The sequence below is a fragment of the Aerophototrophica crusticola genome (assembly GCF_012913305.1).
Classification (GTDB): domain Bacteria; phylum Pseudomonadota; class Alphaproteobacteria; order Azospirillales; family Azospirillaceae; genus Niveispirillum; species Niveispirillum crusticola.
The window spans coordinates 1,471,561-1,497,876 of sequence record NZ_CP051775.1 but is presented as its reverse complement, the minus strand read 5'-3'; the positions used below and the strand labels follow the sequence as shown (position 1 = coordinate 1,497,876).

General features: G+C 68.6%; 35 protein-coding genes and 3 tRNA genes. 20 read left to right on the top strand and 18 right to left on the bottom strand.

Annotation, left to right across the window (positions count from 1 at the left end; all coding sequences use genetic code 11):
- The first annotated feature begins 92 nt into the window (after nt 1–92).
- Both HHL28_RS07380 and HHL28_RS07375 read left to right on the top strand, forming a co-directional pair.
- A complete protein-coding gene (locus HHL28_RS07380) occupies nt 93–1,871 on the top strand; it encodes an ABC transporter ATP-binding protein (RefSeq protein ID WP_075769015.1) in 1,779 nt (592 codons plus the stop codon).
- 19 nt (nt 1,872–1,890) lie between these two features.
- Entirely contained in the window at nt 1,891–2,757 is an 867-nt protein-coding gene (locus tag HHL28_RS07375; RefSeq protein WP_075769016.1) for an alpha/beta hydrolase, read from the top strand.
- Here HHL28_RS07375 and HHL28_RS18430 read toward each other — a convergent pair.
- The 8 genes from HHL28_RS18430 to HHL28_RS07340 all read right to left on the bottom strand — a co-directional run bounded on the left by HHL28_RS18430 (nt 2,744) and on the right by HHL28_RS07340 (nt 8,264).
- Nucleotides 2,744–3,301: a nucleotidyltransferase family protein gene (locus tag HHL28_RS18430; RefSeq protein ID WP_404326746.1), complete on the bottom strand. Its 558-nt coding sequence runs from the start codon at nt 3,299–3,301 to the stop codon at nt 2,744–2,746. The two genes, HHL28_RS07375 and HHL28_RS18430, sit on opposite strands and share 14 nt — an antisense overlap.
- A 1,063-nt stretch (nt 3,302–4,364) precedes the next feature.
- On the bottom strand, nt 4,365–4,637 hold the full coding sequence (locus HHL28_RS18425) for an XdhC family protein (protein ID WP_404326744.1): 273 nt from the start codon (nt 4,635–4,637) through the stop codon (nt 4,365–4,367).
- Entirely contained in the window at nt 4,634–5,077 is a 444-nt protein-coding gene (locus HHL28_RS18420; protein ID WP_404326742.1) for an XdhC family protein, read from the bottom strand. Before HHL28_RS18420 ends, HHL28_RS18425 begins: the two co-directional genes overlap by 4 nt.
- Nucleotides 5,074–5,406, bottom strand: coding sequence for an XdhC family protein (locus tag HHL28_RS07360; protein ID WP_075769019.1), 333 nt, complete (start codon nt 5,404–5,406; stop codon nt 5,074–5,076). The genes HHL28_RS18420 and HHL28_RS07360 overlap by 4 nt, the downstream gene beginning before the upstream one ends.
- 121 nt (nt 5,407–5,527) lie before the next feature.
- The gene (locus tag HHL28_RS07355) at nt 5,528–6,031 is read right to left on the bottom strand and encodes a GAF domain-containing protein (RefSeq protein ID WP_075769020.1); all 504 of its coding nucleotides are present in this window, start codon (nt 6,029–6,031) and stop codon (nt 5,528–5,530) included.
- 86 nt (nt 6,032–6,117) lie between these two features.
- Entirely contained in the window at nt 6,118–6,909 is a 792-nt protein-coding gene (locus tag HHL28_RS07350; RefSeq protein ID WP_075769021.1) for an FAD binding domain-containing protein, read from the bottom strand.
- A gap of 14 nt (nt 6,910–6,923) precedes the next feature.
- Nucleotides 6,924–7,412 carry a (2Fe-2S)-binding protein gene (locus tag HHL28_RS07345; protein ID WP_075769189.1) on the bottom strand — a complete coding sequence of 163 codons (489 nt, stop codon included), beginning with the start codon at nt 7,410–7,412 and terminating at the stop codon, nt 6,924–6,926.
- An 18-nt stretch (nt 7,413–7,430) separates the two neighbouring features.
- Nucleotides 7,431–8,264, bottom strand: coding sequence for an SRPBCC family protein (locus tag HHL28_RS07340; protein ID WP_075769022.1), 834 nt, complete (start codon nt 8,262–8,264; stop codon nt 7,431–7,433).
- Between the two features lie 258 nt (nt 8,265–8,522).
- Between HHL28_RS07340 and HHL28_RS07335 the strand changes: the two genes are divergently transcribed.
- The 12 genes from HHL28_RS07335 (at nt 8,523) to HHL28_RS07285 (ending at nt 16,400) form a co-directional block, all read left to right on the top strand.
- Nucleotides 8,523–9,491, top strand: a complete 969-nt coding sequence (locus tag HHL28_RS07335; RefSeq protein ID WP_075769023.1) for a TAXI family TRAP transporter solute-binding subunit — start codon at nt 8,523–8,525, stop codon at nt 9,489–9,491.
- Nucleotides 9,492–9,615: 124 nt separating this feature from the next.
- Nucleotides 9,616–10,284, top strand: a complete 669-nt coding sequence (locus HHL28_RS18415; RefSeq protein ID WP_404326738.1) for a hypothetical protein — start codon at nt 9,616–9,618, stop codon at nt 10,282–10,284.
- Complete coding sequence (locus tag HHL28_RS07330; protein WP_404326736.1) at nt 10,281–11,735, top strand: TRAP transporter permease; 1,455 nt, start codon at nt 10,281–10,283, stop codon at nt 11,733–11,735. Before HHL28_RS18415 ends, HHL28_RS07330 begins: the two co-directional genes overlap by 4 nt.
- 4 nt (nt 11,736–11,739) lie before the next feature.
- Nucleotides 11,740–12,135 carry a DUF1850 domain-containing protein gene (locus tag HHL28_RS07325; protein WP_075769024.1) on the top strand — a complete coding sequence of 132 codons (396 nt, stop codon included), beginning with the start codon at nt 11,740–11,742 and terminating at the stop codon, nt 12,133–12,135.
- A 69-nt stretch (nt 12,136–12,204) separates the two neighbouring features.
- On the top strand, nt 12,205–13,353 hold the full coding sequence (locus HHL28_RS07320; protein ID WP_075769025.1) for an acetoin utilization protein AcuC: 1,149 nt from the start codon (nt 12,205–12,207) through the stop codon (nt 13,351–13,353).
- A gap of 41 nt (nt 13,354–13,394) precedes the next feature.
- Nucleotides 13,395–13,865, top strand: a complete 471-nt coding sequence (locus HHL28_RS07315) for a DUF192 domain-containing protein (protein ID WP_075769026.1) — start codon at nt 13,395–13,397, stop codon at nt 13,863–13,865.
- 34 nt (nt 13,866–13,899) lie between these two features.
- On the top strand, nt 13,900–14,391 hold the full coding sequence (locus tag HHL28_RS07310) for a hypothetical protein (protein WP_075769027.1): 492 nt from the start codon (nt 13,900–13,902) through the stop codon (nt 14,389–14,391).
- Between the two features lie 141 nt (nt 14,392–14,532).
- Nucleotides 14,533–15,450: a DMT family transporter gene (locus tag HHL28_RS07305; protein WP_075769028.1), complete on the top strand. Its 918-nt coding sequence runs from the start codon at nt 14,533–14,535 to the stop codon at nt 15,448–15,450.
- 79 nt (nt 15,451–15,529) lie between these two features.
- Nucleotides 15,530–15,606: transfer RNA gene (locus HHL28_RS07300), tRNA-Pro, on the top strand.
- Nucleotides 15,607–15,641: 35 nt separating this feature from the next.
- Nucleotides 15,642–15,947, top strand: a complete 306-nt coding sequence (locus tag HHL28_RS07295; RefSeq protein WP_075769029.1) for an ETC complex I subunit — start codon at nt 15,642–15,644, stop codon at nt 15,945–15,947.
- A gap of 8 nt (nt 15,948–15,955) precedes the next feature.
- A tRNA-Arg gene (locus HHL28_RS07290) sits at nt 15,956–16,032 on the top strand.
- Between the two features lie 101 nt (nt 16,033–16,133).
- A complete protein-coding gene (locus tag HHL28_RS07285; RefSeq protein ID WP_404326733.1) occupies nt 16,134–16,400 on the top strand; it encodes a DUF6460 domain-containing protein in 267 nt (88 codons plus the stop codon).
- Nucleotides 16,401–16,416: 16 nt separating this feature from the next.
- Here the strand turns inward: HHL28_RS07285 and HHL28_RS07280 are convergent, their stop codons facing one another.
- From HHL28_RS07280 to HHL28_RS07245, 8 genes are all read right to left on the bottom strand, one after another.
- A complete protein-coding gene (locus HHL28_RS07280; RefSeq protein WP_404326731.1) occupies nt 16,417–16,806 on the bottom strand; it encodes a hypothetical protein in 390 nt (129 codons plus the stop codon).
- Between the two features lie 176 nt (nt 16,807–16,982).
- Nucleotides 16,983–17,387, bottom strand: coding sequence for a phosphoribosyl-AMP cyclohydrolase (hisI, locus tag HHL28_RS07275; RefSeq protein ID WP_075769032.1), 405 nt, complete (start codon nt 17,385–17,387; stop codon nt 16,983–16,985).
- Nucleotides 17,384–18,574 (bottom strand): cystathionine beta-lyase, encoded by a 1,191-nt coding sequence (metC, locus tag HHL28_RS07270; protein WP_075769033.1) that lies wholly within the window; start codon nt 18,572–18,574, stop codon nt 17,384–17,386. Before metC ends, hisI begins: the two co-directional genes overlap by 4 nt.
- A complete protein-coding gene (locus HHL28_RS07265) occupies nt 18,558–19,205 on the bottom strand; it encodes a GNAT family N-acetyltransferase (RefSeq protein ID WP_404326728.1) in 648 nt (215 codons plus the stop codon). Before HHL28_RS07265 ends, metC begins: the two co-directional genes overlap by 17 nt.
- Nucleotides 19,198–20,064 carry a 3-mercaptopyruvate sulfurtransferase gene (gene sseA / locus HHL28_RS07260; RefSeq protein WP_075769035.1) on the bottom strand — a complete coding sequence of 289 codons (867 nt, stop codon included), beginning with the start codon at nt 20,062–20,064 and terminating at the stop codon, nt 19,198–19,200. The genes HHL28_RS07265 and sseA overlap by 8 nt, the downstream gene beginning before the upstream one ends.
- A gap of 11 nt (nt 20,065–20,075) precedes the next feature.
- Nucleotides 20,076–20,804, bottom strand: coding sequence for an alanyl-tRNA editing protein (locus tag HHL28_RS07255; protein ID WP_075769036.1), 729 nt, complete (start codon nt 20,802–20,804; stop codon nt 20,076–20,078).
- A 22-nt stretch (nt 20,805–20,826) separates the two neighbouring features.
- Nucleotides 20,827–21,828, bottom strand: coding sequence for a cysteine synthase A (locus HHL28_RS07250; protein ID WP_075769037.1), 1,002 nt, complete (start codon nt 21,826–21,828; stop codon nt 20,827–20,829).
- A 68-nt stretch (nt 21,829–21,896) separates the two neighbouring features.
- Complete coding sequence (locus HHL28_RS07245; RefSeq protein ID WP_075769038.1) at nt 21,897–22,529, bottom strand: NUDIX domain-containing protein; 633 nt, start codon at nt 22,527–22,529, stop codon at nt 21,897–21,899.
- 183 nt (nt 22,530–22,712) lie between these two features.
- Here HHL28_RS07245 and HHL28_RS07240 point away from each other — a divergent pair, with 183 nt between their 5' ends.
- From HHL28_RS07240 to HHL28_RS07230, 3 genes are read left to right on the top strand one after another with little or no spacing between them, the layout of a single operon-like run.
- Nucleotides 22,713–22,886 (top strand): hypothetical protein, encoded by a 174-nt coding sequence (locus HHL28_RS07240; RefSeq protein ID WP_169654917.1) that lies wholly within the window; start codon nt 22,713–22,715, stop codon nt 22,884–22,886.
- Between the two features lie 25 nt (nt 22,887–22,911).
- Nucleotides 22,912–23,301 (top strand): SET domain-containing protein-lysine N-methyltransferase, encoded by a 390-nt coding sequence (locus HHL28_RS07235; protein WP_075769039.1) that lies wholly within the window; start codon nt 22,912–22,914, stop codon nt 23,299–23,301.
- Nucleotides 23,302–23,316: 15 nt separating this feature from the next.
- Nucleotides 23,317–23,556: a hypothetical protein gene (locus tag HHL28_RS07230; protein WP_075769040.1), complete on the top strand. Its 240-nt coding sequence runs from the start codon at nt 23,317–23,319 to the stop codon at nt 23,554–23,556.
- 3 nt (nt 23,557–23,559) lie between these two features.
- Here HHL28_RS07230 and HHL28_RS07225 read toward each other — a convergent pair whose 3' ends face one another.
- Nucleotides 23,560–24,036: a PAS domain-containing protein gene (locus HHL28_RS07225; RefSeq protein ID WP_075769041.1), complete on the bottom strand. Its 477-nt coding sequence runs from the start codon at nt 24,034–24,036 to the stop codon at nt 23,560–23,562.
- A gap of 248 nt (nt 24,037–24,284) precedes the next feature.
- On the opposite strand from HHL28_RS07225, the gene HHL28_RS07220 reads away from it, so the two are divergent.
- Nucleotides 24,285–24,881, top strand: a complete 597-nt coding sequence (locus HHL28_RS07220; RefSeq protein ID WP_075769042.1) for an NUDIX domain-containing protein — start codon at nt 24,285–24,287, stop codon at nt 24,879–24,881.
- A gap of 74 nt (nt 24,882–24,955) precedes the next feature.
- Here the strand turns inward: HHL28_RS07220 and HHL28_RS07215 are convergent.
- A tRNA-Cys gene (locus HHL28_RS07215) sits at nt 24,956–25,029 on the bottom strand.
- A 257-nt stretch (nt 25,030–25,286) separates the two neighbouring features.
- On the opposite strand from HHL28_RS07215, the gene HHL28_RS07210 reads away from it, so the two are divergent.
- Nucleotides 25,287–25,952 carry a protein-L-isoaspartate O-methyltransferase family protein gene (locus HHL28_RS07210; RefSeq protein ID WP_075769043.1) on the top strand — a complete coding sequence of 222 codons (666 nt, stop codon included), beginning with the start codon at nt 25,287–25,289 and terminating at the stop codon, nt 25,950–25,952.
- Between the two features lie 55 nt (nt 25,953–26,007).
- Entirely contained in the window at nt 26,008–26,316 is a 309-nt protein-coding gene (locus HHL28_RS07205; RefSeq protein ID WP_075769191.1) for a rhodanese-like domain-containing protein, read from the top strand.

Here is a 26,316-nt window from a genome sequence, read left to right as displayed (position 1 = left end):
TTGCCGGTGCCCGCGGGGGCCGGCTGTGCTAGGTATCGGCCGCCCTTACCCGAGCCGTGCCCCATATCGTGCCTGATCCCGCACCCTCATCCTTGTCTGCCGCCGACGCCCGCCAGGGGACCTGGCACCTGCTGCGCCGGTTGGCTGCGAGCTACCTCAAGCCCTACCGCTGGTGGGTGGTGCTGGCGCTGTTGCTGATGGCGGCGGAGAGCGGGGCCACCGGCGCCATCGCCAAGGCGTTCGAGCCACTGCTGGACAATGTCTTCCAGCCCGACAATGGCTGGATACTCTGGCCCTTCGCCGGTGCGGTGTTCCTGGCATTCGTGGTCCGGGGCGGGGCGGCCTATGCCCACTCCGTGATCGTCAACGCCGTGGGGCAGCGGGTGGTGGCCACCATCCAGCGGCAGGTCTATGGGCACCTGATCCGCTCCGACCTCGCCTACCTCCAGGGGCAAGCGTCGGGGCAGCTCATTTCCCGGCTGGTCAATGACGTGAACCAGATGCGGATGGCTGTGGCGGAGTGCCTGACCGGCATTGTCCGGCACGGGCTGACCCTCGTCGTCCTGGTCGGGGTGATGTTCATGCAGGACTGGCTGCTGGCCACCATCGCCTTCACCGTCTTCCCGGTGGCGGGCTGGTTCCTGGGCAGGCTGGGGCGCCGGTTGCGCAAGGTCGCGACCCGGACCCAAGAGGAGCTGGGCACCTTCTCCGCCATCCTGGGCCAGACTTTCCAGGGCGCCCGCCACGTCAAGGCCTATGGCATGGAGGCGCATGAGGAGGAACGGGTCGGCGGCACCATCGACCGGCTGCGCCGCCTGACGGTGAAGAGCTTCCGCATCTCCGCCTCGCTGATGCCCCTGAACGAGACCTTCAGCGGCATCGCGGTCGTGGCGGTGATCGTCTATGGCGGCCACCAGATCGCCGCCGGGGAGCGGACGCCGGGTGAGCTGGTCAGCTTCATCGGCGCCTTCATGCTGGCCTACCAGCCGATGAACGCCCTGTCCAAGCTGAACGCGCAGCTCCAGATCGGGCTCGCCGCGGCCGTGCGCGTGCTGGAGGTGCTGGATACCAAGCCGCACATCGTGGACCCGCCGGCACCTGTGGCCTTGCCGGCCGGGCGGCATGGAGTGCGGTTCGAGGGCGTCCGATTCAGCTATGGCGGGGACAAGGGGGCCCTGGACGGGATCGACCTGGAGGTCCCAGCCGGCCAGACGGTTGCGCTGGTGGGGGCGTCCGGCGCCGGCAAGTCCACCGTCCTGAACCTGATCCCGCGCTTCTATGACGTGACGGGCGGCCGCGTGCTGGTGGGCGGGCATGACGTGCGTGACCTGGGTCTGGCATCGCTCCGCGGCAACATCGCCCTGGTCAGCCAGGAGACGGCCCTGTTCGACGACACGATCCGGGCCAACATCGCCTATGGCCGCGAAGGGGCGGGCGAGGCGGAGATCATCCGTGCGGCCCGGGATGCCGCCGCCCATGACTTCATCACCGCCCTGCCGGACGGCTATGACACACGGGTGGGGGAGAACGGGTTGCGCCTGTCCGGCGGGCAGCGCCAGCGCATCGCCATCGCCCGTGCCATGCTGCGGGACGCGCCCATCCTGTTGCTGGACGAAGCCACGTCCGCCCTGGACAGCGAGAGCGAGCGGCTGATCCAGGAAGCCCTGCGGCGGCTGCAGAAGGGGCGGACGACGCTGGTCATCGCCCACCGCCTGTCCACCATCGTGGATGCGGACCGCATCTATGTGCTGGACCAGGGGCGTGTGCTGGAATGGGGCAGCCACGCCGACCTGATCCGAAAGGGTGGCGCCTATGCCCGCTTCCACGCCTTGCAGTCCGGGGCCGAGGCATTGGCCGGGACATCAGGGTAGGGGGATGGGGAGGCGGCTCATGGCATGGCTGGTCGGGGTACTTCTGGTCTACGGTGCCGTCTGCGGCCTGCTCCATGCCTACCAGCGCTCCCTGATCTACATGCCCGACCGGCGGGTAGCGGTGCCGGAGGATGCGGGCCTGCCGGACTTTCGGGTCGTCACGGTGACAACGGCGGACGGTCTGAGCATCGACGGCTGGTTCGTCCCGCCGCGAGAGGAAGGCCTGCCGACCATCGTGCTGTTCCACGGGAACGGGGGGCACCTGGGTTATCGCGCCGACAAGGCCAGGGTGTTCCAGAAGGCGGGCTATGGCGTGTTCCTGGCAGGCTACCGCGGTTATGGCGGGAACCCCGGCTCGCCGACCGAGCAGGGCCTCTATGCCGACGCCCGGGCGGCCCTGGACTGGCTGGTGGGGCAGGGCATCTCCGGCCAGAAGCTGGTGATCTATGGCGAGTCCCTGGGCACCGGGGTCGCGACGCAGATGGCGACGGAAAGGAAGGCCGCCGCCCTGGTGCTGGAGGCGCCCTTCACCAGCCTGTCGGATGCGGCGGCAAGCCACTACCCGATTTTCCCAGTGCGACTTCTCCTAAAAGACAGGTTTGACAGCTTGTCCAGGATCGGAAATGTCGGCTCACCCCTGCTGGTCATCCAGGGGGAGAAGGACCGGGTGGTGCCGACGCGCCTCGGCAAGGCCCTGTTCGCCCGGGCCAATGAGCCCAAAACGTCGGTCTGGCTTCCGCAGGCGGGGCACAACGACCTGATGGCCCATGGCCTGGCCGAAAAGGTGGTCGGCTTCCTGTCGGGGCTGAACCGGCCCCAGGGAACTGCCCCGCCGACCCTGGACCACCAGGGACCCCGCCGGGGAACGGCCATCATCCCGCGCTGATGCCACCCCGCAACGCCGCCAGGGCTTCCGGCGTATCCACATCCAGCAGGATCCCGTCATCGCCGACCTCCACCTCTGCCAGCCGGTCGGCATGGAAGTTGAGCAGCGATCTGGCACCCGTGTCGCCGGACAACGTTGCCAGCATCTCCGGGATGAACTGCCGGTCCCACAGGATAGGATTGCCGCGCCGGCCCTGGTGGGTGGGTATACAGATGGCCCTGCCCTCCGCCGGGGCATAGGCGGCGATGAGCTGGTTGACGACGGCCGGGGTGACCCTGGGCATGTCCCCTAGCAGGACCACCACCCCATCCACATCATCGGGCACCGTGGCCAGCCCGGCTTTCAGGCTGGCGCTCAGGCCCTGGGCGTGGTCGTCCGCCCGGACGAACGCCACGTCACGGCCGGTGAGGGCGGCACGAACCGCCTCTTCCTGGTTTCCAGTGACCACCGTGACCGACACGGCCTGGGAGGCCAGGGCAGCATCCACGGCCCAAGTCACCAAGGGCACCCCGTCCACCTCGGCCAGCAGCTTGTTGCTGCCCATCCGGCGCGAAAGGCCAGCGGCTAGGACGAGGGCGGCGATGCGTGGCGCGCGAGGGACCGATGTGGCTGCGGCGCGGGCAGGGGGCGTGAGGGGATCTCGGCCAACAGGCCCCGACCCCCATGCGCATGATGTCCTCCCGCCCCACCGAAAGGCCGGCAGCCAAGCGCTGCAACACCCAGTCGAACCCGTTCAGCTTAGGCGAGCGGGCACAGCCCGGCAGGCCCAGCACCGGCACGCCACCCAACCGGCCCAACAGCAGCAGGTTGCCCGGGTCCACCGGCATCCCGAAATGCAGCACGTCCCCGCCCGCTTGCTGGATGCCGGCGGGCAGCGCGTCGCGCCGGTCGGTGATGGCGGAGGCCCCGATCACCAGCAGCAGGTCGCATCCCTCAACCCGTAAGCCGTCCAGGGCTTCAGCCACGGCAGCCGGGTCATGGTCCACACGCCGTTCCGCCAGCAGGCTGGCGCCTACCGCCGAAAGCCGCTCCGCCGTCGCGGATCGGGTCTTGTCCAGCATCCCGGGCTTGGTCCCGGGCAGCAGGGTCTGTACCAGCCCGGCCCGCACCCCCTGCCAAGGTGCCACCCAGAGCGGGGGTGGGCCCGCAGCAAGCCGTTCCGTCTCCGATACAACACCGGCCGGGGTGGCAAATGGGATGATCTTCACGGTGGCTACCATCTGCCCGGCCTGCACCGGCGTAAAGGGGGGCAGGGTGGCGACGGTCACCGATTCGTCGAGCAGGTTCAAGGCATGCAGCCGCTCCGTATCCAGGACGACCAGCCCCGTTACGGAGGCGAAAAGGTTTACCCGGCCCGTATAAGCGGCGCTGACGGTCAGGCCAGGTCCGGCGAGCGCCCCCGCCACCCTGGCGGCGGCCTCATCCTCATGCACGTCGCTGTCTTCCAGGCGTGCCGCAACGATGGTGTCGATCCCGGAACGGGTTATGGCATCGATATCGGCCGCCGTGAGCCGCCGGCCCTTGCGCAGCATGCCGCCGGCGAGTTTCATGGAATGGGCCAGGATGGTGCCTTCTGCCGTCGCGGTCGGGATGAGGCCGAAGCGCATTCAGCCCTCGCCCTTGGCTTTCGGGCCACCGCGCAGGGTGAGGGTCATCTCCGCCAGGATGGAAATGGCGATCTCCGCCGGGGTCACCGCGCTGATGTCCAACCCCACGGGCCCCTTGATCCGGGCGAAGGCGTCCTCACCGGCCCCAGCTTCTGCCAAGCGCTCTCGGCGCTTGGCATGGGTCTTCCGGCTGCCGAGGGCGCCCACATAGAAGGCCGGGGAGGACAGGGCGGCCAGCAAGGCCGGGTCGTCCAGCTTCGGGTCGTGGGTCAAAGTGACGATGGCGGTGCGGTGGTCAGGGGCCAGGGCGGCCAGGGCGTCATCCGGCCACTCCCGTTCAGGGTGATGGCGGGGAAGCGGGCGTCGGTGGCGAAGGCACGACGGGGGTCGACCACGGTCACGTCATAGCCGGCCAGGGCCGCCATGGGGGCCAGGGCCTGCGCGATGTGCACCGCGCCGATGATGATCAGCCGCAATGGGGGGTTCTGCACCTGGATGAAGAACCGGCCCTCATAGAACTCCACGATGCCGGAGCGGTCCCGGCGGATGGCGTCGCGCACCTGGGGAAGGAACTCATCCTCCAGGGCCACGTCCCCTTCCTGTGCATCCGCGTGCACCAGGGTCTGCAGGCCAGTGCCCAGGTCGGTGACCAGGGCGACCGCGCGCTTTTCCGCCTGGGCGCGGCGCAGGGCGTCGAACAGGCGGCGCCTCACCGGATTGCCTCCAGGTAAAGCTCGACCTTGCCCCCGCAGGCGAGGCCGACGGACCAAGCCGTCTCATCCGCCACGCCGAAGGACAGCAGCCGGGGCTCCCCCGTCGTGAGGACCTGCTGCGCCTCATGCACCACCGCACCCTCGATGCAGCCACCGGAGACGGAACCGGCCATGGCACCGCGGTCGTCCACGGCCATCTGGCTGCCGACCGGGCGGGGGGACGATCCCCAGGTGGCGATCACCGTCGCCAGGGCCACCTGCCGCCCCTCCGCCAGCCAGGCGGCTGCCTGGTCCAGGACGGAGGCGACTTCCGCTGCCGCTTCGGCCATGCGGGCTTTCCCCTAAAAAAGCGGTTCCTTGGGGCAACGGTTGGCCGAGGCCACCGTTGCTATCGATGCCGCAGTCTAGCCCGCCGTGCAGGCGAGGCAATGGGGGAAGGGGTATGGCCCCTCAGGCGGCCAGTTCGATCCGGGTCTGGAAGGCGACGCCCAGCAGGGTCGCCATCTGGAACAGGTACTCCTCGTCCGCCGAGGTCCAGGACCGGGGTTCACCGCACTGTTCGGCGCAGAGGACCGCCATGGGCCGCCCGTCGGCGATCACCACATGGTCCAGCAGGGACCGGACCCCATGGGCGCGCAGATGGGAGTCCGCGAGGCAGACGGTATCCGGATGGGCCATCACATCATCCGCCACCACCCGGTGATCCCGCCGGATGGCGGCGAAGTAGGCCGGGCAGGCTGATTCCTCCAGGGTTTCCCCCTGCATCACCTGTCCGGTTCGCTCATCCACCTCACAGGCGCAGGTGATGGCGGTGCCGGCGGAGGAGAAGAACCAGATGCTGGCCCTGGTCACCGCAAGGTCGCGGATGATGTCCCGGCACGCCCCTTCGAAGACCCGTGACAGGGACGGGCGGTCACGCCGGAAACCGGACAGGGCGGTACGGGCGAGCTGCATGGGGAGGGAACGTCGTTGGGATGTGGTCTCTACTTATTAGCACTGCGCGTGTGGGTATTCCCATGCCCTAACCTCACGGCAGGGTGTCAACATTGGTTGACCGCACGCCGTACCAGAACCTTGACGAGGTGCGCCCGGTATTCCGCGCTGGCATGGATGTCGCCGTTCAGGTCCCCCGGGTCCAGGGTCAGCCCGTCGATCACGTCCGGCCGGAAATCCGCCGCCAGCGCCCGCTCCGCGTCCGTCCAGCGGAAGACGCAAGCCCCGGCCCCGGTAACGGCGACACGAACGGCCGTCCCGAATGTCGCGACGAACACGCCGGCCGTGGCGTATCGGCTCGCCTGGCTGCGGAGCTTCAGGTATCTGGCCCGATCCGGGCGGGTGAACTGCACCGCTGTGACCAGCTCGCCCGGGTCGAGGGCCGTCTCGAACAGGCCAGTGAAGAAGGCATCCGCCCGGATTGCGCGCTTGTTGGTGCGCACGGTGGCGCCGAGGGCCAGCAGGGCGGCAGGGTAGTCGGCCGCCGGATCGTTGTTGGCGATGGAGCCGCCCAGGGTGCCGCGGTTGCGGACCTGCGGGTCCCCGATGCCGCCGGCAAGCTCTGCCAGGGCGGGGATCACCCGACGGGCCACGGGGCTGGCGCTGACGGTGTGGTGGGTGGTCATGGCGCCGACCAGCAGCCCGTCATCCACCGCGCGGAGACCGCGCAGCTCATCCACCTGGGCCAGGTCGACCAGGTCCGTCGGCTGGGCGAGGCGCTGCCGCAGGGTCGGCAGCAGGGTCTGGCCGCCGGCCAGCAGCTTTGCATCCTCCCGGCTGGCCAGGAGGCGGGCAACCTCGGCCAGGGAGGCGGGCCGGTGATAGTCGAAGGCGTACATTTCCGTCCCCCCGTTCAGCCCGCCGAGGCCGCCGGTGCCGTCGCTTCGGCACAGGCGAGCACGGCCTTAATGATGTTCTGGTAGCCGGTGCAGCGGCAGAGATTGCCCTCCAGCCAGTCCCGCACCTCGGTCTCGCTGGGTCGCGGGTTCTGCTTCAGCAGGTCCACGGCGCTCATCACCATCCCCGGGGTGCAGAAGCCGCATTGGAGGCCATGGTGCTCCCGGAAGGCGGCCTGCATGGGGTGCAGGGTCCCGTCCGGTGTCGCCAAGCCTTCGATGGTGAGGACGGAGGCACCCTCCGCCTGCACGGCCAGCACGGCGCAGCTCTTCACCGACCGGCCGTTCAAATGGATCACACAGGCGCCGCACTGGCTGGTGTCGCACCCCACATGGGTCCCGGTCAGGCCGAGATGGTCGCGCAGCAGCTCCACCAGCAGGGTGCGGGGCTCCACCTCGCGGCTGGCCGGCTTGCCGTTGACGGTCAGGCTCACGGTGATCGGCATCATCCCTCGCGGTCGGGGTCAGCGGAAGATCAGGATCAGGGCGAGCAGGATGGCGGCAAGCCCGCCGATCCAGACCACCGGGCCAAGCCCCTTGCCGGCGGGAGCGGCGGCAGGCTCCTCAGGGAAGGCGCCGGGGCCGGACCGGATACGTTCGGGCAGGGGCGGGGGGCTGTCCACCTCGTCATCCTCATCCAGTCGGTGATGGGGCTCGGCGAGGCGGGCCATGTCCCCGGGGGCGTCGGGCCCCTCATTCGCCACCAGTTCGGGCCGGGCCACCAGGGGGACCGAGGCGAAGCCGGGCATGCCGCTGGACGGGACTTCCGGTCGGGACTCAATCTCCTCCGCCGCCTCCACCAGCAGCTCCGTCGCGGCCTCGTCGGCGGTCTCGTCATCCGTGGCCGCCACGCTGCCGGGCGCCACGAGGTTGGCGAAGCGGGCGAAGAAGTCGTCGGCCAGCTTCCGGGCCGTGCCTTGGACGAGGCGGGAGCCGAGCTGGGCCAGCTTGCCCCCCACCTGGGCGTCGGCGACATAGCGCAGGATGGTGGCGTCAGGGCCGTCCTCGGCCAGGTTGACATTGGCCCCACCCTTGCCGAAGCCGGCGGCCCCGCCCTGGCCCTCGCCGGTGATGGTGTAGCCGGCGGGCGGGTCCAGGTCCGTGATCAGCACACGCCCGGTGAAGCGGGCCGCCACCGGGCCGACCTTGACCTTGGCGGCGGCGGCATACTCCGTATCGGAGACCTTGGTCAGCTCCTCGCAGCCCGGGATGCACTGGCGCAGGACCTCCGGGTCGTTCAGGGCGGCCCAGACCCGGTCCCGCGGGGCGGCGATGCGGTACTCGCCGGTCATGTCCATGGTGGCGCTCTCCCGGAATGCGTGGCGACGATGGCCTCTGGCGAACGGTAAACGGGGCCGGACGGACTGTGAAGCCCGTTGGGGGACGGGATGTCGCATCGGTATGGTTGCAAGACGGCTGGAATTCCTGAAAGATCAGGCTCGGAACGGTGTGCCTGCCCACCGCCAGGGTTGGCGGCATCCCGTTGAAGCCGACGGGCATACCCCGCAATCAATGATCCAGACCGGCAACGGTCGACCTTGGGAGGGACGACAGAGATGGCGCTCATCACCCGGCGTGCATTCGGCGCGCTGACCCTGGCCGGCACGGCCACCGCGCTGGCCGGCATCCGGCCCGCCGCCGCGCAGCAGAATTTCGTGACCATCCTGACCGGCGGCACCAGCGGGGTGTACTACCCGCTGGGCGTGGCGCTGTCGCAGATCTACGGCAAAGGCATCCCCGACGCCAAGTTCACGGTCCAGGCCACCAAGGCGTCGGCCGAGAACCTGAACCTGCTCCAGGCCGGCCGCGGCGAGCTGGCCTTCACCCAGACCGACACCCTGGCCCAGGCGGTCAAGGGCGACGCGGAGGTGGGCTTCGCCCAGCCCCTGGACAAGCTGCGCACCGTGGCGGTGATCTACCCGAACTACATCCAGATCGTCGCCAGCAAGGCTTCCGGCATCAAGTCGCTGGCAGACCTGAAGGGCAAGAAGGTCAGCGTCGGCGCGCCCAAATCCGGCACGGAGTTGAACGCCCGCGCCGTGTTCAAGGCGGCCGGCATGACCTACAAGGACTTCTCGAAGGTGGAGTACCTGCCCTTCGCCGAATCGGTCGACCTGATGAAGAACCAGCAGATCGACGCGACCCTGCAGTCCGCCGGCCTCGGTGTCGCGTCCTTGCGCGACCTTTCCAGCTCCATGGAGATCACCGTGGTCCCGGTGCCGCCCGACGTGGTGGCGAAGATCGGCGACCCGGTCTACCTCAACGCCGTCATCCCGGCCAACACCTACTCCGGCCAGACCACGGACGTGCAGACCGTGGCCACGGGCAACGCGCTGGCCACCCATTCCGGCGTCAGCGAGGATGTGGTCTACAAGATGACCAAGCTCCTGTTCGAGAACCTGGAGGCGATGCAGGCCGCCCACGCCGCGGCCAAGCAGATCGCCCTGGGCAAGGACGCAGCCAAGGCCTTCGCCCCGCTGCACCCCGGTGCGGCGAAGTTCTTCAAGGAGAAGGGGCTGGTGTGAGGCTGACCGCCTGATGCCGGCCTGACGCTGCGGCCCGCCCCCGACCAGACGGGGCGGGCCGCTTTGCCTTTTCGGGCCCCTTGGGGGCCTTCATGTTCCTGCCCGTAGCAGGGGGACACCGCCCATGGCGTCGGACGCCGCGAAGCTGCCGGAACCGGACCTCAAGATCGATGAGGAGGCCATCCGCAAGGCCATCGAGAAGGACAACCCGACCACCGCCTGGTTGGGCCTGTCACCCTTCGACAAGCGGATGATCTATGCCATCGGCGTGGCCTTCGCCGTGTTCCAGGTCTGGACCGCCACCTTCAACCCGCTGTCCAGCCTGGTGGTACGGTCGGTCCATGTGGGCTTCCTGCTGCTGATGACCTTCGCCCTGATCGGGGCGACGGAGAAGGGGCGGAGCCGTGTTCCCTGGTACGATTGGGCCCTGGGCGTGCTGGCCTTCGTCATCGGCCTGTACCACCTGGTGTTCGAGAACGACCTGATCCTGCGCTCCGGCACGCCCACCGACCTGGACATCGCGGTGGGGGTCGTCAACGTGGTCCTGGTGGTGGAGGCGGCGCGGCGGTTCCTGGGGCTGGGGCTGCCAATCTTCTGCGTGCTGTTCATCCCCTTCGCCATGTACGGCCCCTACATGCCCGGCATGTTCGCCCACCGGGGCTATGAGTTCGACCAGATCATCGACAACCTGCAATACTCCACAGAGGGCATCTACGGCACGCCCATCTACGTCTCCTCCACCTTCATCTTCCTGTTCATCCTGTTCGGCTCATTCCTGGAGCGGGCGGGGTGATCCAGCTCTTCAACGACCTGTCGCTGGGGTTGGTGGGGCACCGGAAGGGCGGGGCGGCCAAGGTGTCGGTCATCTCCTCCGGCTTCATGGGCACGGTCAACGGCTCCGGCGTCGCCAACGTGCTGACCACCGGCCAGTTCACCATCCCGTTGATGAAGCGCTTCGGCTATCGCCCGGCATTCGCTGGGGCCATGGAGGCGACGGCCAGCATGGGCGGCCAGATCATGCCGCCGGTCATGGGGGCGGCCGCCTTCATCATGGCGGAGACCATCGGCATCTCCTACCTGGAGGTCTGCAAGGCCGCGGTCATCCCCGCGATCCTGTACTTCGCCAGTGCCTATTGGATGGCTCATCTGGAAGCCGGGCGGTGCAAGCTGCTGGGCCTGCCCAAGGCGGAATGCCCCAGCGCGCTGCAGGCCATGAAGAATGGGTGGTACCTTCTGCTGCCGCTGGTCGCGCTGGTCTACCTGCTGTTCAGCGGTTTCACACCGTTGTTTGCCGGCGTCATCGGTATCGCGGGCACCGTCATCCTGCTGCTGGGCACGACGCTGCTCAACACCCATGGCCGAACCCTGGCGATCCGGCTCGCATTCTGGGTCATCCTGGGCCTGGTGGCCTATGGCATCTCCAAGGCCGGCTTCCGTACGGAGCATATGGCCTTCACGTTGGTCGGCCTGCTGATCATACCCTCCTTCTTCTTCATGGAAGGCCGGCAGCTCCTGAGGGCCTTGGTGGACGCCATGGCGGACGGGGCCCGGGCCGCGGTGGCGGTGGGTATCGCCTGTGCCCTGGTGGGTATCCTGATCGGCATGCTGACATTGACCGGGCTCGCCTCCAGCCTGGCCGGCATCATCGTGGACCTGTCGGGAGGGTACCTGCTGGCAGCGTTGCTGCTGACCATGGTGGCGTGCATCGTGCTCGGCACGGGCCTGCCCACGACGGCCAACTACATCATCACCGCGGCCATCGCGGCGCCGGCCCTGTTGCAGATGGGCGTGCCGCTGATCGTCAGCCACATGTTCTGCTTCTATTTCGGCATCATGGCCGACCTGACCCCGCCCGTCGCCCTGGCCGCGCTTGCCGCCTCACCCATCGCGCGGGCAGGCCACCTGGAGATCGGCTGGCTGGCCACCAAGATCGCCATGGCCGGCTATCTCGTGCCCTTCATGGCGGTGTACGACCCGGCCCTGATGCTCCAGGGCGGGGACTACTGGCACTCCGCCTACATGGTGTTCAAGGCGGGGCTGGGCATCATCCTCTGGGGTGCCGCCATGATCGGCTACTTCTGGACTCCGCTGAACCTGTTGGAGCGGCTCGGGGCCGGCATCGCCGCGGCCATGCTGGTGATCGCGCTGCCGATCACCGACGAGCTGGGCTTTGCCGGGGCGGCCCTGTTCTTCCTGTGGCAATGGTACCGGGAGCGGTCGTCACGCCCCCTGTCACCGGCCTGAGCCCATGCCGGTGGCTGCCGCGGCCCTTTGCCTGGCCCTGCTCGGCAACCCGCCCGTGCGGGTCGAGGTGGACCGTTTCACCCTGTCCTGGACCCACTCCATCGAAAAGGTGGAGTGGCAGGAGGACTGGGCCGTCGGGCCGGAGGGCCTGCGGGTGCTGGAGGCACGGGTCAAGGGCAGCGGCGTCGGCATGGAGCCGGCGGAGGGCGCGGTGCTGCGGGACGGCTGGTGGGCCTATGTGCCCCAGCTCCCGCCCCAGCGGCAGGTGATGCTGGCGACCAGCGGTTTCACGGCCGACCACACCCTCTGTGCCGCCGGCAAATGCGAGCCCTTGGCCAAATGGGTGCGCCGCCCTGCCGGGGATGAGAGCCCGGTGGAGATGGCGGCCTGCGCGCCATAGCCCGGGTGGGCGGCAGGGCTGCCGTTCGGGCCGTTGACCCGGGTGGGTCCTGCTTCTACCTGGATGGGCATGGACACGCACAGCCTAGCCGCCCGCGGCACGACCACCTCTGCCGCCCGCCGCCCCCTGTACCTGGGCGCGGAGGTCTACCGGAACTCCAGCTATGGCCGGAAGCACCCGCTGTCCATCCAGCGGGTCAGCCTGGCCACGGACCTGACCCGGGCCATGGGCTGGCTGCCGGACGAGGCCTACCTGGACTCGCCCCTGGCGTCGGTGGACCAGCTCGCCCGGTTCCATACGCGGGACTACATCGCCGCGCTGGCGAAGGCGGAGGCGGACCAGCGGGTCGATGCCGAAACCGGCCAGCGCTACAATCTGGGCAAGCTGGAAAACCCGGTCTTCCCCGAGATGTACCGCCGCCCCGCCACCGGGGCGGGCGCGGCGATCCTGGCTGCCCGGCTTGTCAAGGACGGGGGGCTGGTCTACAGCCCCGCCAGCGGGACGCACCACGCGGCACCCGGCCGGGCCAGCGGCTTCTGCTTCTTCAACGCGCCGGTGTTGGGCATCCTGGAGCTGTTGGACCAGGGGCTTGAGCGGGTCCTGTATGTGGATCTGGACGCCCACCATGGCGACGGGGTGCAGGACGCCTTCCACGACGACCCGCGGGTGCTGACCATCTCCGTCCATGAGGGCGCCCGCTGGCCTTATACGGGCAAGGCTGGGGACCGGGCCGGCGGCTTCGCCCGGAACCTGCCCGTGCCTGCCGGGCTGAACGACAGCGAGCTGCGGTTCCTGGTGCAGCAGGCGATCCTGCCGTTGGCGGCCTGGTACAAGCCCCAGGCGGTCATGCTCCAGACCGGGTCGGACGCCCTGGCCGACGATCCCTTGAGCCGTTTGACCCTGTCCAACAACGCCCTGTGGGAAGCGGTGCTGGAGTTGCTGGACCTGGCGCCCCGGACCATCGTGGTGGGTGGCGGGGGATACAATCCCTGGTCGGTGGCCCGCTGCTGGGGCGGGATCTGGGCGGTCATGAACGGCATCGACCCTGCGACGGACCCCACGCCGGAGGCCGAGAGGCTGTTGCGTTCCATCACCTGGGAGCGGCGGGAAGGACGAAACCCGCCGGCGCACTGGTTCACCACCATAGCCGACGCGCCCAACGAGGGCCCGGTTCGGGAGGAGGTGAGGGCGCTGGTCCCCGTCGTCCTCGCGACCTGACCCGCATTTACAGGCGCCCGCCGTTGGGTTAGGCAGGACAGATGCGCCTGATCCTCCGGCTGATCGCCCCCGCCCTGATCCTGTTCGGCCTGTTGGCCCACCCGGCCCTGTCCGAGACGCTGGCCACCGACTCCCTGGTCATCGAGACCGCGGGCGGGGCCAAGCACAGATTCACGGTCGAGTTGGCCATCACCCCCGCCCAGCAGGCCCGCGGCCTGATGTACCGGGAGCGCATGGACGACGACAAGGGGATGCTGTTCCCCTATGACAGGCCGCAGCCGCTCAGCTTCTGGATGAAGAACACGCTGATCCCGCTGGACATCATCTATATCGCGGAGGGTGGCCGCATCCTGAACATCGCCAATGCCAAGCCCCTGGACCTGACCCCACTTTATTCAGAAGGGCCGGCCATTGCCGCGCTGGAGGTCAACGGGGGTTTGGCTGCCAGGCTGGGCATCCGCCTGGGCGACATGGTCCGCCACCCCGCCGTCGGCACCAAGCGCGCACCCTGAGGACGACACGGTCGGGGTGTGCTAGGCTTCTCCCATGGCCTTCTTCACGCCACCCATCCAACGCCCGATCCTGGAGCCGGTACGGCCGCCCGAGCGCCGGGACGGCGTGACCCCGGCGAAGCCCGTCGGGGATCGGGACAAGGAAGACAAGGGGCCTGGCTACAAGCGGCGCCGACGGCGTGACCTGCTGGATTTCCTGAAGGTCGAGGTGGACTCCCTGCCGGACCTGACGCCGGATTACAGGGAACGGGTACACCGCAACCTGGAGCTTTTCGCCCGCCATCACCCCGGCCCCGGCCCGGATGGCCAGCCGACCCAGCCCACCATCGGCGTCGTGGAGGCGGCGGCCCCCGTGGACGGGCACCCTGACCTGCCGCCGGAGGAGCAGGCCGAGAACCTGCGGCTGGCCCAGGAACTGGACCGGCTCCTGTCCATGCACACGGAGCCGGCGAGCCGCATCGCCTCCTATGTCCATGCCCTCCAGGCCACCGCGCCGGACGCCCACCAAGTGGAGATCGACGTCTGAAAGGCACCGCCGGGAAGCACTGGCGCATCCCCGGCAAATCATGTCACCCCAACAACAATCGGGTTTCTACAAGGCCGGGCAGGGGATTACCGTGCGCCTCCGAGCGGTCCTTCCCGGGCCGCGCCCCCTGGGTGCCTTCCCATGTCGAGCAACAACCTGCTCTATGCCGCCACCATCCTGATCTGGGGTTCGACCTGGTTCGTCATCAAGTTCCAGCTCGGCGTCGTGGACCCGTCGGTCTCCGTGGCCTACCGCTTCGCGCTGGCCGGGGGGCTGTTGCTGGCTTGGCTGGCCATCCGGCGGCAGCCATTGGTCCCGCCGCGGCACGGCTGGCACTGGGTCGCCATCACCGGCATCCTCACCTTCTCCGGCAACTACCTGTTCGTTTACAAGGCCACCAGCCTACTGCCCTCCGGCCTGGTGGCCGTGGCAGGGTCCGTGTTGACCCTGATGAACGTGGTGAACGCGCGCATCTTCCTGGGCCAGCCCCTGCGGCCTGTCGTGTTGCTGGGCGGCACGATCGGCGTGCTGGGCGTGCTGATGCTGTTCGGGCCGGAGATCACGGCCCACGGTTTGGGCGGCGGCGCCCTGTTGGGCTTCGGGCTGATGATGGGCGCGAACCTCTGCGCCTCCCTGGGCAACATGGCCGTGGCGAAGGCCCGCAAGGCGGAGGTGCCGCTGTTCGCCGCCACGGCCTGGGGCATGCTGCTGGGCTCCGCCACCATGGCCGTCATCGCCGCGGTGCGGGGGGTGCCCTTCACCTTCGACCCGAGCCTGCCCTATGTGGGCTCGTTGCTTTACCTGGCCCTGGCCGGTTCGGTCGCGGCGTTCCTCTGCTACTTCACCCTGCTGGGCCGCATCGGGGCGGACCGGGCGGGCTATGTGGCTGTCATGGTCCCCATCGTGGCCCTGGTCATCTCCACCCTGTTCGAGAGTTATGAATGGACGCCGGTGGGTGCGGCGGGATTGGCCCTGGCCGTGGGCGGAAACCTGCTGGTCATGACCCCGCCCAGCCGCCTGCCGCGCTGGCGCTTCCTGGGCGCAGAAGCCAAGCCGTGAACAACCGGGGGGCAGGGGGGCGACAAAGCAGTCCCCACCCTTGCCCAGGGGCGAAGGCTGGTGTATCTCCAGGGCGTGTCGGGGCGTAGCGCAGTCTGGTAGCGCGACGGTTTTGGGAACCGTAGGCCGGAGGTTCGAATCCTCTCGCCCCGACCATCCCTGACGAACGACATTGCGGAACGGGTTCCCTGATGAAGGTGCGGATCTACTCCCCGGCCAAGACCACCATGCAGTCCGGTCGGGCCACCACCGGCACCTGGGTGCTGGAGTACGAGATCGAGACGCCGCGCCGCCCCGAGCCGCTGATGGGCTGGATCAGCTCCGGCGACACGCTGAACCAGGTCAAGCTGCGCTTCGACAGCAAGGAGGAGGCCCTGGCCTTCGCCGAGAAGAAGGGCTGGCAGGTGGACCTGATCGAGCCGCATGACCGCCGGGTCACGCCCAAGAACTACGGTGACAACTTCCGTACCGACCGCCCCCGCATCGGCCGCTTCTGACCGGTCACGGCCCCTTAGCTCAGTTGGATAGAGCAACCGCCTTCTAAGCGGTAGGTCGCTGGTTCGAATCCAGCAGGGGTCGCCATCCCATCCCGGAGGCCGACAGGAACCCAGCCGTCCGAGGGGCGTTCCGCAGCCGTGTCCGTGCCAGGGGAACCATCCATGGGTGTCAGGGAATCACTGCGGTTGCTGCTCCAGGTCCTGGTGGCGTCTTTCGTGGTGGGCGTCCTCCTGTCCTGGTTGGACATCGACCCGGTGCGCCTGTTGAGCGGGGCCTGGAACGCGGTGATCAACGCGCCGGAGGCCGTGTTCGGTGCGCTTGCGGGCCTGATCCCCTATATCCTCACCGGTGCCGTCGTGGTGGTGCCCATCGTGGCCATCTCCACGGTGCTGAAGCTGATGCAGAGGAAGAACCGGCGGCAGATCCCGCCGCCCCCGCCGCAGCAGCCCTGATCCGGCCCGTTTCCGCTCAACGTCCCGCGGATGCCGCAGCGCCGCCCACGAGGCGGGGCTGCTTGTTGAAGTTCATGGTGATCATCAGGGTGACCTTGCCCCGGATCAGGTAGACCATCTTGTCCGCCTCCACCGGCAAGGGCACGTTCTTGGCCATGCAATAGGCCAGCAGGGCGCCCTGCACCTCATGCTCCGCCAGCGCCAGGGTACGCTTGCCGCCGTCCAGCTCCAGGTTGACCTTCAGCCCGTCACCCATCTCGGTGTTCAGGCCGGTGATCTCCCCCTCCGGCATCGGCTCCTTCAACTTGCGGCGACGGTCCAGGATGGCTGCCAACAGCTCGTTGTCCGAGAAGACGATGCAGCGCAGTTCCTTCATCCCATAGGCTCCCACCAACGATAGGAGCATGCTAGCCCTTCGCCGTCTGCCACGCCAGGAACCCTGACCTTAGGGATAGGGACAAAAAAATTCCGGGGCTCATTTCTGGGCCCCGGAGCAGTGGTATAGGGAGGGTTTAGAGACATCCTCCTTGTAGATGCCTTTCCCTCAAGCCGCTTTGACTTGGATCAAACGTCGCGAACATCTCAAAAACCGCTGCCGTAAAGCTCGGTCGGCGGGATCGCGACCTCGGCGATGGTGACCAGTTCCCCGTCGCGGGCGGCCCGGTAGAAGCAGTTCCGCCGCCCGGTGTGGCAAGCGACGCCCTTTTGGTCCACCAGCAGCAGCAAGGTGTCGCCGTCGCAGTCCAGCCGAAGCTCCACCAGCGTCTGCACCTGGCCGGAGGACTCGCCCTTGCGCCAGGGACCGCCGCGGGAGCGGGACCAGTAGCAGACCCGGCCTGTCTCCAGCGTCTCGACCACGGCGTCCCGGTTCATCCAGGCCATCATCAGCACCTCACCCGTGCCGTGCTGCTGGGCGATGGCGGGGACCAGCCCGTCGGCGTTGAAACGGATGGCCTCCAGCAGGCCGGGGTGCACTCGGGTGCTCATGTCTTCAGGGCCTCACGCAGCCGGGCGAAGCCGGCTTCCAGGTCACGGGTCAGGTCCGCCGGTTCCTCCAGCCCCGCATGGAAACGGACCAAGGTACCGTCACCGGCCCAGGGGCGGGCCGTGCGGATACGGCGGGGGTTGGTGGGCAGGACGAGGCTTTCGAACCCGCCCCAACTATAGCCCATGCCGAAGAACCGCAGCCCTTCCACCAGCGCCTTGAGCGCCGGGCGGGGCAGCGGTGCCAACTCCACCGTGAACAGGCCGCTGGCCCCGGTGAAGTCGCGCTTCCAGATCTGGTGCCCCGGGCAGTCCGGCCGCGCCGGGTGCAGCACGCGCCGAACTTCCGACTGTCCGGCCAGCCAGTCCGCCAGCAGCAGGCCGGCTTCCTGGTGGCGGGCAAGGCGCAGGGACAGGGTACGCAAGCCCCGCAGGCCCAGGAACAGGTCGTCGGCCGATGCCGTGGCGCCAAGGTCCACGGCGGCCTGCTTCACGGCCCGCCAGGCATCCCTGGTGCAGATGGCGGTTCCCAGGTTCGCGTCCGCATGGCCGGCGACATACTTGGTGCAGGCCTGGAGGGAGATGTCCACCCCATGGGCCAGCGGCTTGAAATACACGCCCGCCGCCCAGGTGTTGTCCATCAGCACGGTGCAGCCGCGGGTCTTGGCGGCAGCGGCCAGGGCGGGCACGTCCTGCACCTCGAAGGTCAGGGACCCCGGCGACTCCAGGAACAGGGCACGGGTATTCGGCCTGAACAGCGCTTCCAGGTCGGCCGCGCCAAGCAGCGGGTCATAGAAGGAGGTCTCCACCCCCATCCGGGCCAGGATGCCCTGACAGAACGCGCGGGTGGGGCCATAGGTGGTGTCCGCCATCAGCAGATGGTCCCCGGACCGCAGCACCGCCAGCAAGGCCGTGGTGATGGCCTGCAGGCCGGAGCCGAAGCTGACCGCGCGGTAACCGCCTTCCAGCTCCGCCATGGCCTCCTCGAAGGCGTGGCTGGTCGGCGTGCCCGTCCGGCCATAGCGGACGGCCTCATAGTCCGGATCCCGTGCTTCCAGCGAGTCCAGGTCGGGGAACAGGATGGTGGAGGCGCGGTAGGGCGGGATGCTCACCGCGCCGGAATGGCCGGCGGGGTCCCGGCCCGCATGGACCTGCGTCGTTCCCTCCGCCCGGTCACCCGCTTTGCTCACGGTTCCACCAGGGGTACGTGGGGGCGATGCCCCGGGGAAGATGGCCGGCCAGACGGGGGTCGGGCTCTTCCTTCTCCTCCTGGCGAACGGGTTGGAAGCCGGCCCGCTGGTACATCATCAGAGCCTTGGGGTGGTCCAGGGTGCAGGTGTTCACCGTCACCCGCGTCACGCCGGCCCCAGCCCAGGCCGCGTCCACGGCCCAATCCAGCAGCCAGGGGCCGAGGCCATGGCCAATGAAATCCGGTACCAGCCCGAAATAGGCCAGGTTGGCCGTGCCCTCGACGCGGCGGTCGATCTCCGCATAGCCGGCGGGCACCCCGCCAACGTACAGCACGAAGATCTCCACCCGCTCATCCCCGATGATCGCGGCCAGCTCCTGCTCCGGCATGGCCCGCCGGAACCACCAGAGCCAGGGCCCGCCCACCGTGTCGTAGAGGTAGCGGTAGTAGGAGACGGTGCAGCGCTCCGCCCGCAGCAGGGCGGACTTTTCCGGCGGCGGGGGCCGGAAGGTGCGGGACGGCTTCTCCGTCATCTCCAGGTAGGTGATGGTGGTCCGGATCATGCCGGGTGCCGCGGCGGGCAGGGACGGCACCGCCTCGCGGGGCCGCGGGAAGGGGATCGGCTCAGCCATGGGCGGGCCCCGTCGCCAGGGGAAGATCCTCCCGGGCACCCCACTCGGCCCAGGACCCGTCATAGACCGGGACATCGCTCCGCCCGATCCGGTACAGGGCCAGGGCCAGGACACAGGCCGTGATGCCGCTGCCGCAGGAGGTGGTGACCGGCCGGGACAGGTCCACGCCAGCCGCCTTGAAGCGGTCCCGCAGGGTGTCCGCCGGCAGCAGGGTCTTGGTCGCGGGGTCCAGGAGGTCGGTGAAGGGGAGGTTCAGGCTGCCGGGGATGTGGCCCATCCGCAAGCCCGGCCGCGGCTCCGGCGCCGTGCCCTCAAACCGTCCGGCGGCGCGGGCATCCACCACCTGCTCCGACCCCGTCTCCAGGTTGGCACGGATGTCTGCCACATCCCGTACCAGGGCCGGGTCGAGCCTGGCGCGGAAGCTTCGCGGCTCGGCGGGAGAGGGCTCGCCGGTCTCCACCGGGTGGCCCGCGGCGGTCCAGGCCGGCAGCCCGCCATCCAGCACGAACACGTCCAGGTGCCCGAAGGCGCGGAACATCCACCAGGCGCGTGGCGCGCTGGAGATGCCGACACTGTCATAGACCACCACCGTGTCGCCGCTGCCGATGCCCAACGCCCCCAGGGCCTCCCCGAAGGCCGCCGGGCTGGGCAGCATGTGGGGCAGGTCGGTGCCAGGGGCGCTCAGGGCATCGATGTCGAAGAACCGCGCCCCGGGAATGTGTCCGGCCAGGAACTCCGCCCGGGGGTCGCGCTTCAAGGTGGGCAGGTGCCAGGAGGCGTCCAGCACCCGCACCGACGGGTCCCCCAGACGGGACGCCAGCCATTCGACGGTCACCAGCGGGTCGCGCGCCGTTGCCATCCGTTCCTCCCTCAATCCCGCAGCGCCAGCACGATCCGGCGGTTCTGCCGGCCCTTGTTCTCGATCTTCACGATCTGCACCCCGCCGATCTCCCCGGTGCGGGCCACATGGGTGCCGCCGCAGGGCTGCAGGTCGATGGGCATGTCGCTGGGGCCGATGTTCAGCAGGCGCACCATGCCGCTGCCGGTGGGCGGCTTCACGGACATGGTGCGGACCAGGTCCGGCGTCGCCGCCAATTCCTCATCGGTGATGACACGCTCCACCACGGGATGGTCGCCCTCGATCAGGGAATTCACCTTCTCTTCGATCTCTTCCTTGTCCAGGCTGCCGGTGGGCACATCGAAGTCCAGCCGGCTCTTGTCCGCGCCCACCTGGCCGCCGGTCACCGCCCCGGGCACCACGGCGCAGAGCAGGTGCAGGGTCGTGTGCATGCGCATGTGCCGGTGCCGCCGCTCCCAATCCAGCTCCAACGTCACCTTGGTCCCCGGCGGGGGCAGGGCCGCCCCCTCCGCCGGCACATGGATCACGTCGGGCCCGACCTGGACCAGGTCGGCGCCCTTCCGGGTGTCCATGATGCGGATCTCACCCCCGTCCCAGCGCAGGGCGCCGGTATCCCCCGGCTGGCCGCCGCCGCTGGGATAGAAGATGGTGCGGTCCAGCCGGATGCCGCCGGGGTCGCTCTCCACCACCACGGCCTCTGCGGTGCGGTCATAGGGTTCGTCGCGGTAGAGGAGGGTCATGGGGCAGGGGCTCCGCTTCGTGTCAGGCCAGCCAGTCCGGGACGGGGAGGTTCTTCTCCCGCAGGAACGCGGGATTGAACAGCTTGGATTGGTAGCGGGTACCGTAATCGCAGAGGATCGTCACGATGGTGTGGCCGGGGCCCAGCGCCTTCGCCACCTTGATCGCGGCGCCGACATTGATGCCGCTGGAGCCGCCAAGGACCAGCCCCTCATCCTTCAGCAGGTCGAAGATGATGGGCAGCGCCTCCTCATCCGTCACCTGCACGGCGTCGTCGACCGGCGCGTCCGCCAGGTTGGCGGTCACGCGGCCCTGGCCGATGCCTTCGGTGATGGAGTTGCCCTCGGCCTTCAGCTCCCCCGTCTTTTTCCAGGCATAGAGGGCGGAGCCCATGGGGTCTGCCAGGACGATGCGGACATCCGGGTTCCGCTCCTTCAGCGCCATGCCCACGCCAGCCAGCGTGCCGCCCGTGCCCGTGGCGCAGGTGAAGGCATCCACCTTGCCGCCGGTCTGCTCCCAGATTTCCGGCCCCGTGGTGCGGCGGTGGCCTTCCCGGTTGGCCAGATTGTCGAACTGGTTCGCCCAGATGGCGCCGTTCGGCTCGGTCTGGGCCAACTCCTCCGCGATCCGGCGGGAGACATGGACATAGTTGCCCGGGTCCTTGAAAGGCACCGCCGGGACCAGCCGCAGGTCCGCCCCGCAGAGGCGGAGCATGTCCTTCTTCTCCTGGCTCTGGGTCTCCGGCATGACGATCACGGTGCGGAAGCCCAGGGCGTTGCCCACCAGGGCCAAGCCAATGCCGGTGTTGCCCGCCGTGCCTTCGACGATCACGCCGCCCGGCTTCAGCCGGCCGCTGGCCACCGCGTCCTCCACGATGGCCAGGGCGGCACGGTCCTTGACCGAGCCGCCGGGGTTCAGGAACTCGGCCTTGCCCAGGATCTCACAGCCAGTGGCCTCCGACGGGCCTATCAGGCGGATCAGGGGGGTGCGGCCGATGGTGTCGATGAATCCGTTACGCGCGTCCACGTGCGCAGCCTCTTTACGCGGGTCAAAGCAGGGAGCGTAGACACCGCCCCGATGCGGTGCAACCCCGCCTAGGTGGTCACAGGCCAGCGTCGCCGCAACGAGTCGCGGTGCCGCGCAAACCAGCCAAGCGCGATGAGCGCGATACTGTTGGTGAATCGCCCCTCATCCATCCAGGCGATGGCCTGGTCCGCGGGTACAACATGGACCCGGATGTCCTCGTTCTCCGACTCCAGCCCATGGACGCCGCCGACGCCTTGGCTGTCCACCCGGCCGCAGAACAGGCTGATGACCTCGCTGCAGCCGCCGGGGCTGGGCATGAAGCGGCTGATGGGGAAGACGTCCGTCGCCGTGCAGCCAGCCTCCTCCATGGCTTCCCGCACCACCACCTCCGCCGCCGTCTCACCCGGGTCGACGATCCCGGCGACGATCTCCAGCATCCAGGGCGCCTCCCCGGCCGCCAGGGCGCCGACGCGGAACTGCTCCACCAGCACCAGCGAGTCCCGGTCGGGATCATAGAGCAGGATTCCAGCCGCCTCCCCGCGGACGAACACCTCGCGGCTGAACGACTTGCTCCAGCCGCCGCGGAACAGGGTGTGGCGCAGGGTCAGCTCGTGCATCTGGAAGAAGCCCTTGTAGGCCACGGTGCGTTCCAGCACCTCCGCCTTATGGCCGGGCCCTGTGGTGGGGATGTCGTCTGTCATGGTCGATCCTCGGGGTTCCGGCGGCGAAGGGGCCCGTGAGCGGGAACGCATAGTGCAGGCTGACCCGGCACGGTAACAGCCCGTCCTTGCCGGGGGCCGGATGGCTGGGGTGTGCCGCCCGTCCAGGAACTTGCAGCCGTCATGCCGGGTTCCCCTTGTCGACCAACAGAAGGGAAGACTGACATGGGCATCGAGACAGAGGAGCAACTCGCCGACGCGGTGCGGGAGTTCAATGAACTGCGCGACGCGCCGGATGACTCGCCCCAAGGCAAGCGGCGGATGGAATTGGACGCCCAGATCAAGATGTTCTACCAGATCCATGCCGAGGATGTCCGCGTCGCAAAGCCGCCCCGCTGATCCTGGGCCGGCAATGGAGACCGCGATGCCCCTGGACACGCTGAACCGCGTCGCGGTGCGGGACTTAGGCCCGAAGGGCAGGGGGATGGTGGCCCTGCTTCCAATCCCCCGCGGGCTGCTGATCGATTCGGCCCCGGTCCTGATCCTGCCGCCGGAGGACAGGCGGCGGATGGAGGACAGCCGGGTCGCCCATTACTGGTTCTATTGGGACGAGGGCGCGACGGACGAGGATTGGTCCGCCGCCATCGCGCTGGGCCCGGTCAGTCTGTGCAACCACTCCGAGGCGCCGAACTCCCGGTTCGAGGCCGACCTGGAGTCTTGCCGGATCGACCTCTACGCCCTGCGTGATATACAGGCGGGCGAGGAGATCACCTTCGACTATGGCTGTGAGCTTTGGTTCGAGGTGAAGGACTGAGGGACAGGACAGGCCATGCGCCGGGGCGACAGCTGCTACACTTGCCGGTTCTGGCTGGGCCACGGTGTCCGGGAGCGGGGACCGAAGGGAACCTGCCGCCGCTATCCGCCTGTCGTCACGGACCGCGCGCCCGGCGGTACCTTCCCCATCACCCTGTCCACCGACTGGTGCGGGGAATGGCACCGCCACCAGGGGCTCAGGGCCGACAGCCCTGGGGAGCAGGACCCGGCCCCCACGCTTTATGACGAGTTGTGACCGTCAGCCACGGAGACGGGGTCGGCCATACAGGTCGGAATGCAGCAGGCTCAACGGCTCATCCGTGACGGCATAGATGCCGGCCATGATCAGGTCCACGCGGCAGCCATCGTCGGAGAATGGCAGGAGCAACCTTTCCAAAGTTGCCGAAGCGCTGGGCCCGAGTCGGGACACGTAACTCGAATGGACGGGCTGCCGCGTCTCCAGCACCTGCCGGTAGGGCCGAAGGATTTCCTGATAGGCCGCGGGCGGCACGGCTTCGTCCAGGTAACGGCCGGTGAAGTCTTCCCCGTCATATTCCACGATGGTCGTACCGGAGAGGCGCACCCGGAAGCGGCCGCCGTGCTCCACGGCCACCAGGCCCAAATGCCCCATCCAGGGGCCCAAGTCCTCCGGGCGGAAGTCTTGGCGCGACGGGAGTTCCCGCCCCTTGCGGAGGCTTTCCCAGAAACTGAGCAGGGATTGAAGTTGCGGGAGCATGCCGGTCCCGTGTGGCTGTCGTCCCGCGGTGTAGCATGGCCTGGGTTGTCGCCGCAAACAAGCGGCACCACCAGCACGGGTTCTGCGCGCATATAATGATGCGGGGCGCCCAGGGTGGCATGGGGGTGGGGAGCTGATGGCGACGCATCCCGAGCAAACCCCCTGTGCCCTGTCGGCACGTTCCACACCCTGGCCGGGGCGGGCTGATCCCAGTTACCATGGCCAAGGACCGACAACCCCGGTGCGGCATGGACGAGACTCGCAATCCCTGGAAGTCCCTTTCCCAGGAGGTTCGGTATGAGAACCCCTGGATTCGCGTCGTGCACCATGAGGTGCTGAACCCCAGCGGCAAGCCGGGGATCTATGGCGTGGTCCAGTACCGGAACCTGGCCGTGGGGGTGATCCCGGTGGATCAGGACGGACATACGTGGTTGGTCGGCCAATACCGCTTCCCCCTGGACCGGTACAGCTGGGAAATTCCCGAAGGCGGCGCGCCGGAGGGCAGCACGGGGCAGGAGTCCGCCTTGCGCGAACTCCAGGAGGAGACCGGGCTTGCGGCCTCCAGCATCGCCGAGGTGGTCCGCCTGGACCTCTCCAACAGCGTCAGCAACGAGTCAGGGGTGGTCTACTTGGCCTGGGACCTGACCCAAGGGCAACCGGCGCCGGAGGAGACGGAGCAGTTGAAGCTCCGCCGGGTCCCCTTGAAGGAGGCGGTGGCACTGGTGTTGGACGGGACCATCACCGATTCCCTCAGCGTGGCCGGCCTGCTGCGTCTCAGGTTGCTGCATGACGACGGACGCATCCCAGCCGGCGCCGCCGAGGCGGTCGCGCGCGGGCTGGCGTGAGGCGCTCTGAGCCCCGCGGTGCAGTACACCGGGCCCACTGGATCAGCGCTTTATGATGTCTGGAAAGAGGTCCTTGGAGGCACGGCCGGGAATCGAACCCGGGTTCACGGATTTGCAGTCCGTTGCATCACCACTCTGCCACCGCGCCAGAGGACCGGAGCCGGTGTCCGGCTCGGGAGTGGCCTTATAGGATGGCCCCATGGGCGCGGTCAAGGGCCGTGCGAACCCGATGGAAAGCGGTGTCGCGGGGGCGGGGTGATCTCGCGGCGCAACATTGTGTTCAGGCGGGCAGGGGGATATATAGCCTCTGGGCGCGGCCTTGGCCGGCCCGTGCGCCCCACCTCGCGTCCCCGTCATTCCCCCCTCAGGCACCCTGCCTCGAGCCCCAGCCAGAAGAAGCGCCCGATGATGGCCACCACGGATTTCGCCACTGCCCGCGTCAACATGGTCGAGGGCCAGATCCGCCCCAACAAGGTGACGGATTTCCGCGTCGTCGATGCCTTCCTGTCCATTCCGCGGGAAGAGTTCGTGCCCAAGGCCCTGAGGGGCATCGCCTATGTGGATGAGGACATCCAGGTTTCCCCCGGCCGCTTCCTGATGGAGCCCATGGTCCTCGCCCGCCTGCTGCAGGAAGCGCGGGTGGGGGAGAAGGACATGGTCCTGGACGTGGGTGGGGCCACCGGCTACTCCGCCGCCGTCATCGGGAGGCTGGCCGCCACCGTGGTGGCCCTGGAGAGCGACCCAACCCTGGTGGCCCAGGCCAACGAGACATTCCAGCGCATGGGCATCGACAATGCCCTGGCCGTGCAGGGCCCGCTGGAGGCCGGCTGGCCCAACCAGGGCCCCTATGACCTGATCATCCTGCAGGGCAGCGTGGTCCAGGTGCCGCAGGTGTTGCTGGACCAACTGGCCGAAGGCGGCCGGCTGGTCGGCGTCGTCAATGAGGATGCCCGCATCGGCTATGCCCGCCTGTACCAAAAGCTGGGCGGCAAGGTCTCCCACCGGCCATTGTTTGATGCGGCCGTCCGCAAGCTGCCGGGCTTCGAGCCGAAGCCGACCTTCCAGTTCTGAGCCGTCCCGCCCGCCTGGACACGGACCTGCTGTGCGCCCCGTCACAGACTACGAGATGGAAGTGGAGACTCTGGCGGCCATGCGCGCGGCCGGTGACACTCCCATCGTTTTGGACGTGCGCGAACCCTGGGAAGTGGAACTGTGCGCTATTCCGGGCTGCACGCACATTCCGTTGGGCCAGTTGGCGTCCCGCGCGGGCGCCCTTCCGGCGGAAGAGGTCATCGTGGTCGTCTGCCACCACGGCATGCGCAGCGCGCACGCCACGGCTTGGCTGCGGCAACAGGGTTTTGACCGGGCCATCAACCTCGCGGGTGGGATCGACGCTTGGGCCCGGCGGATTGATCCCAGCATGAAGGTGTACTGA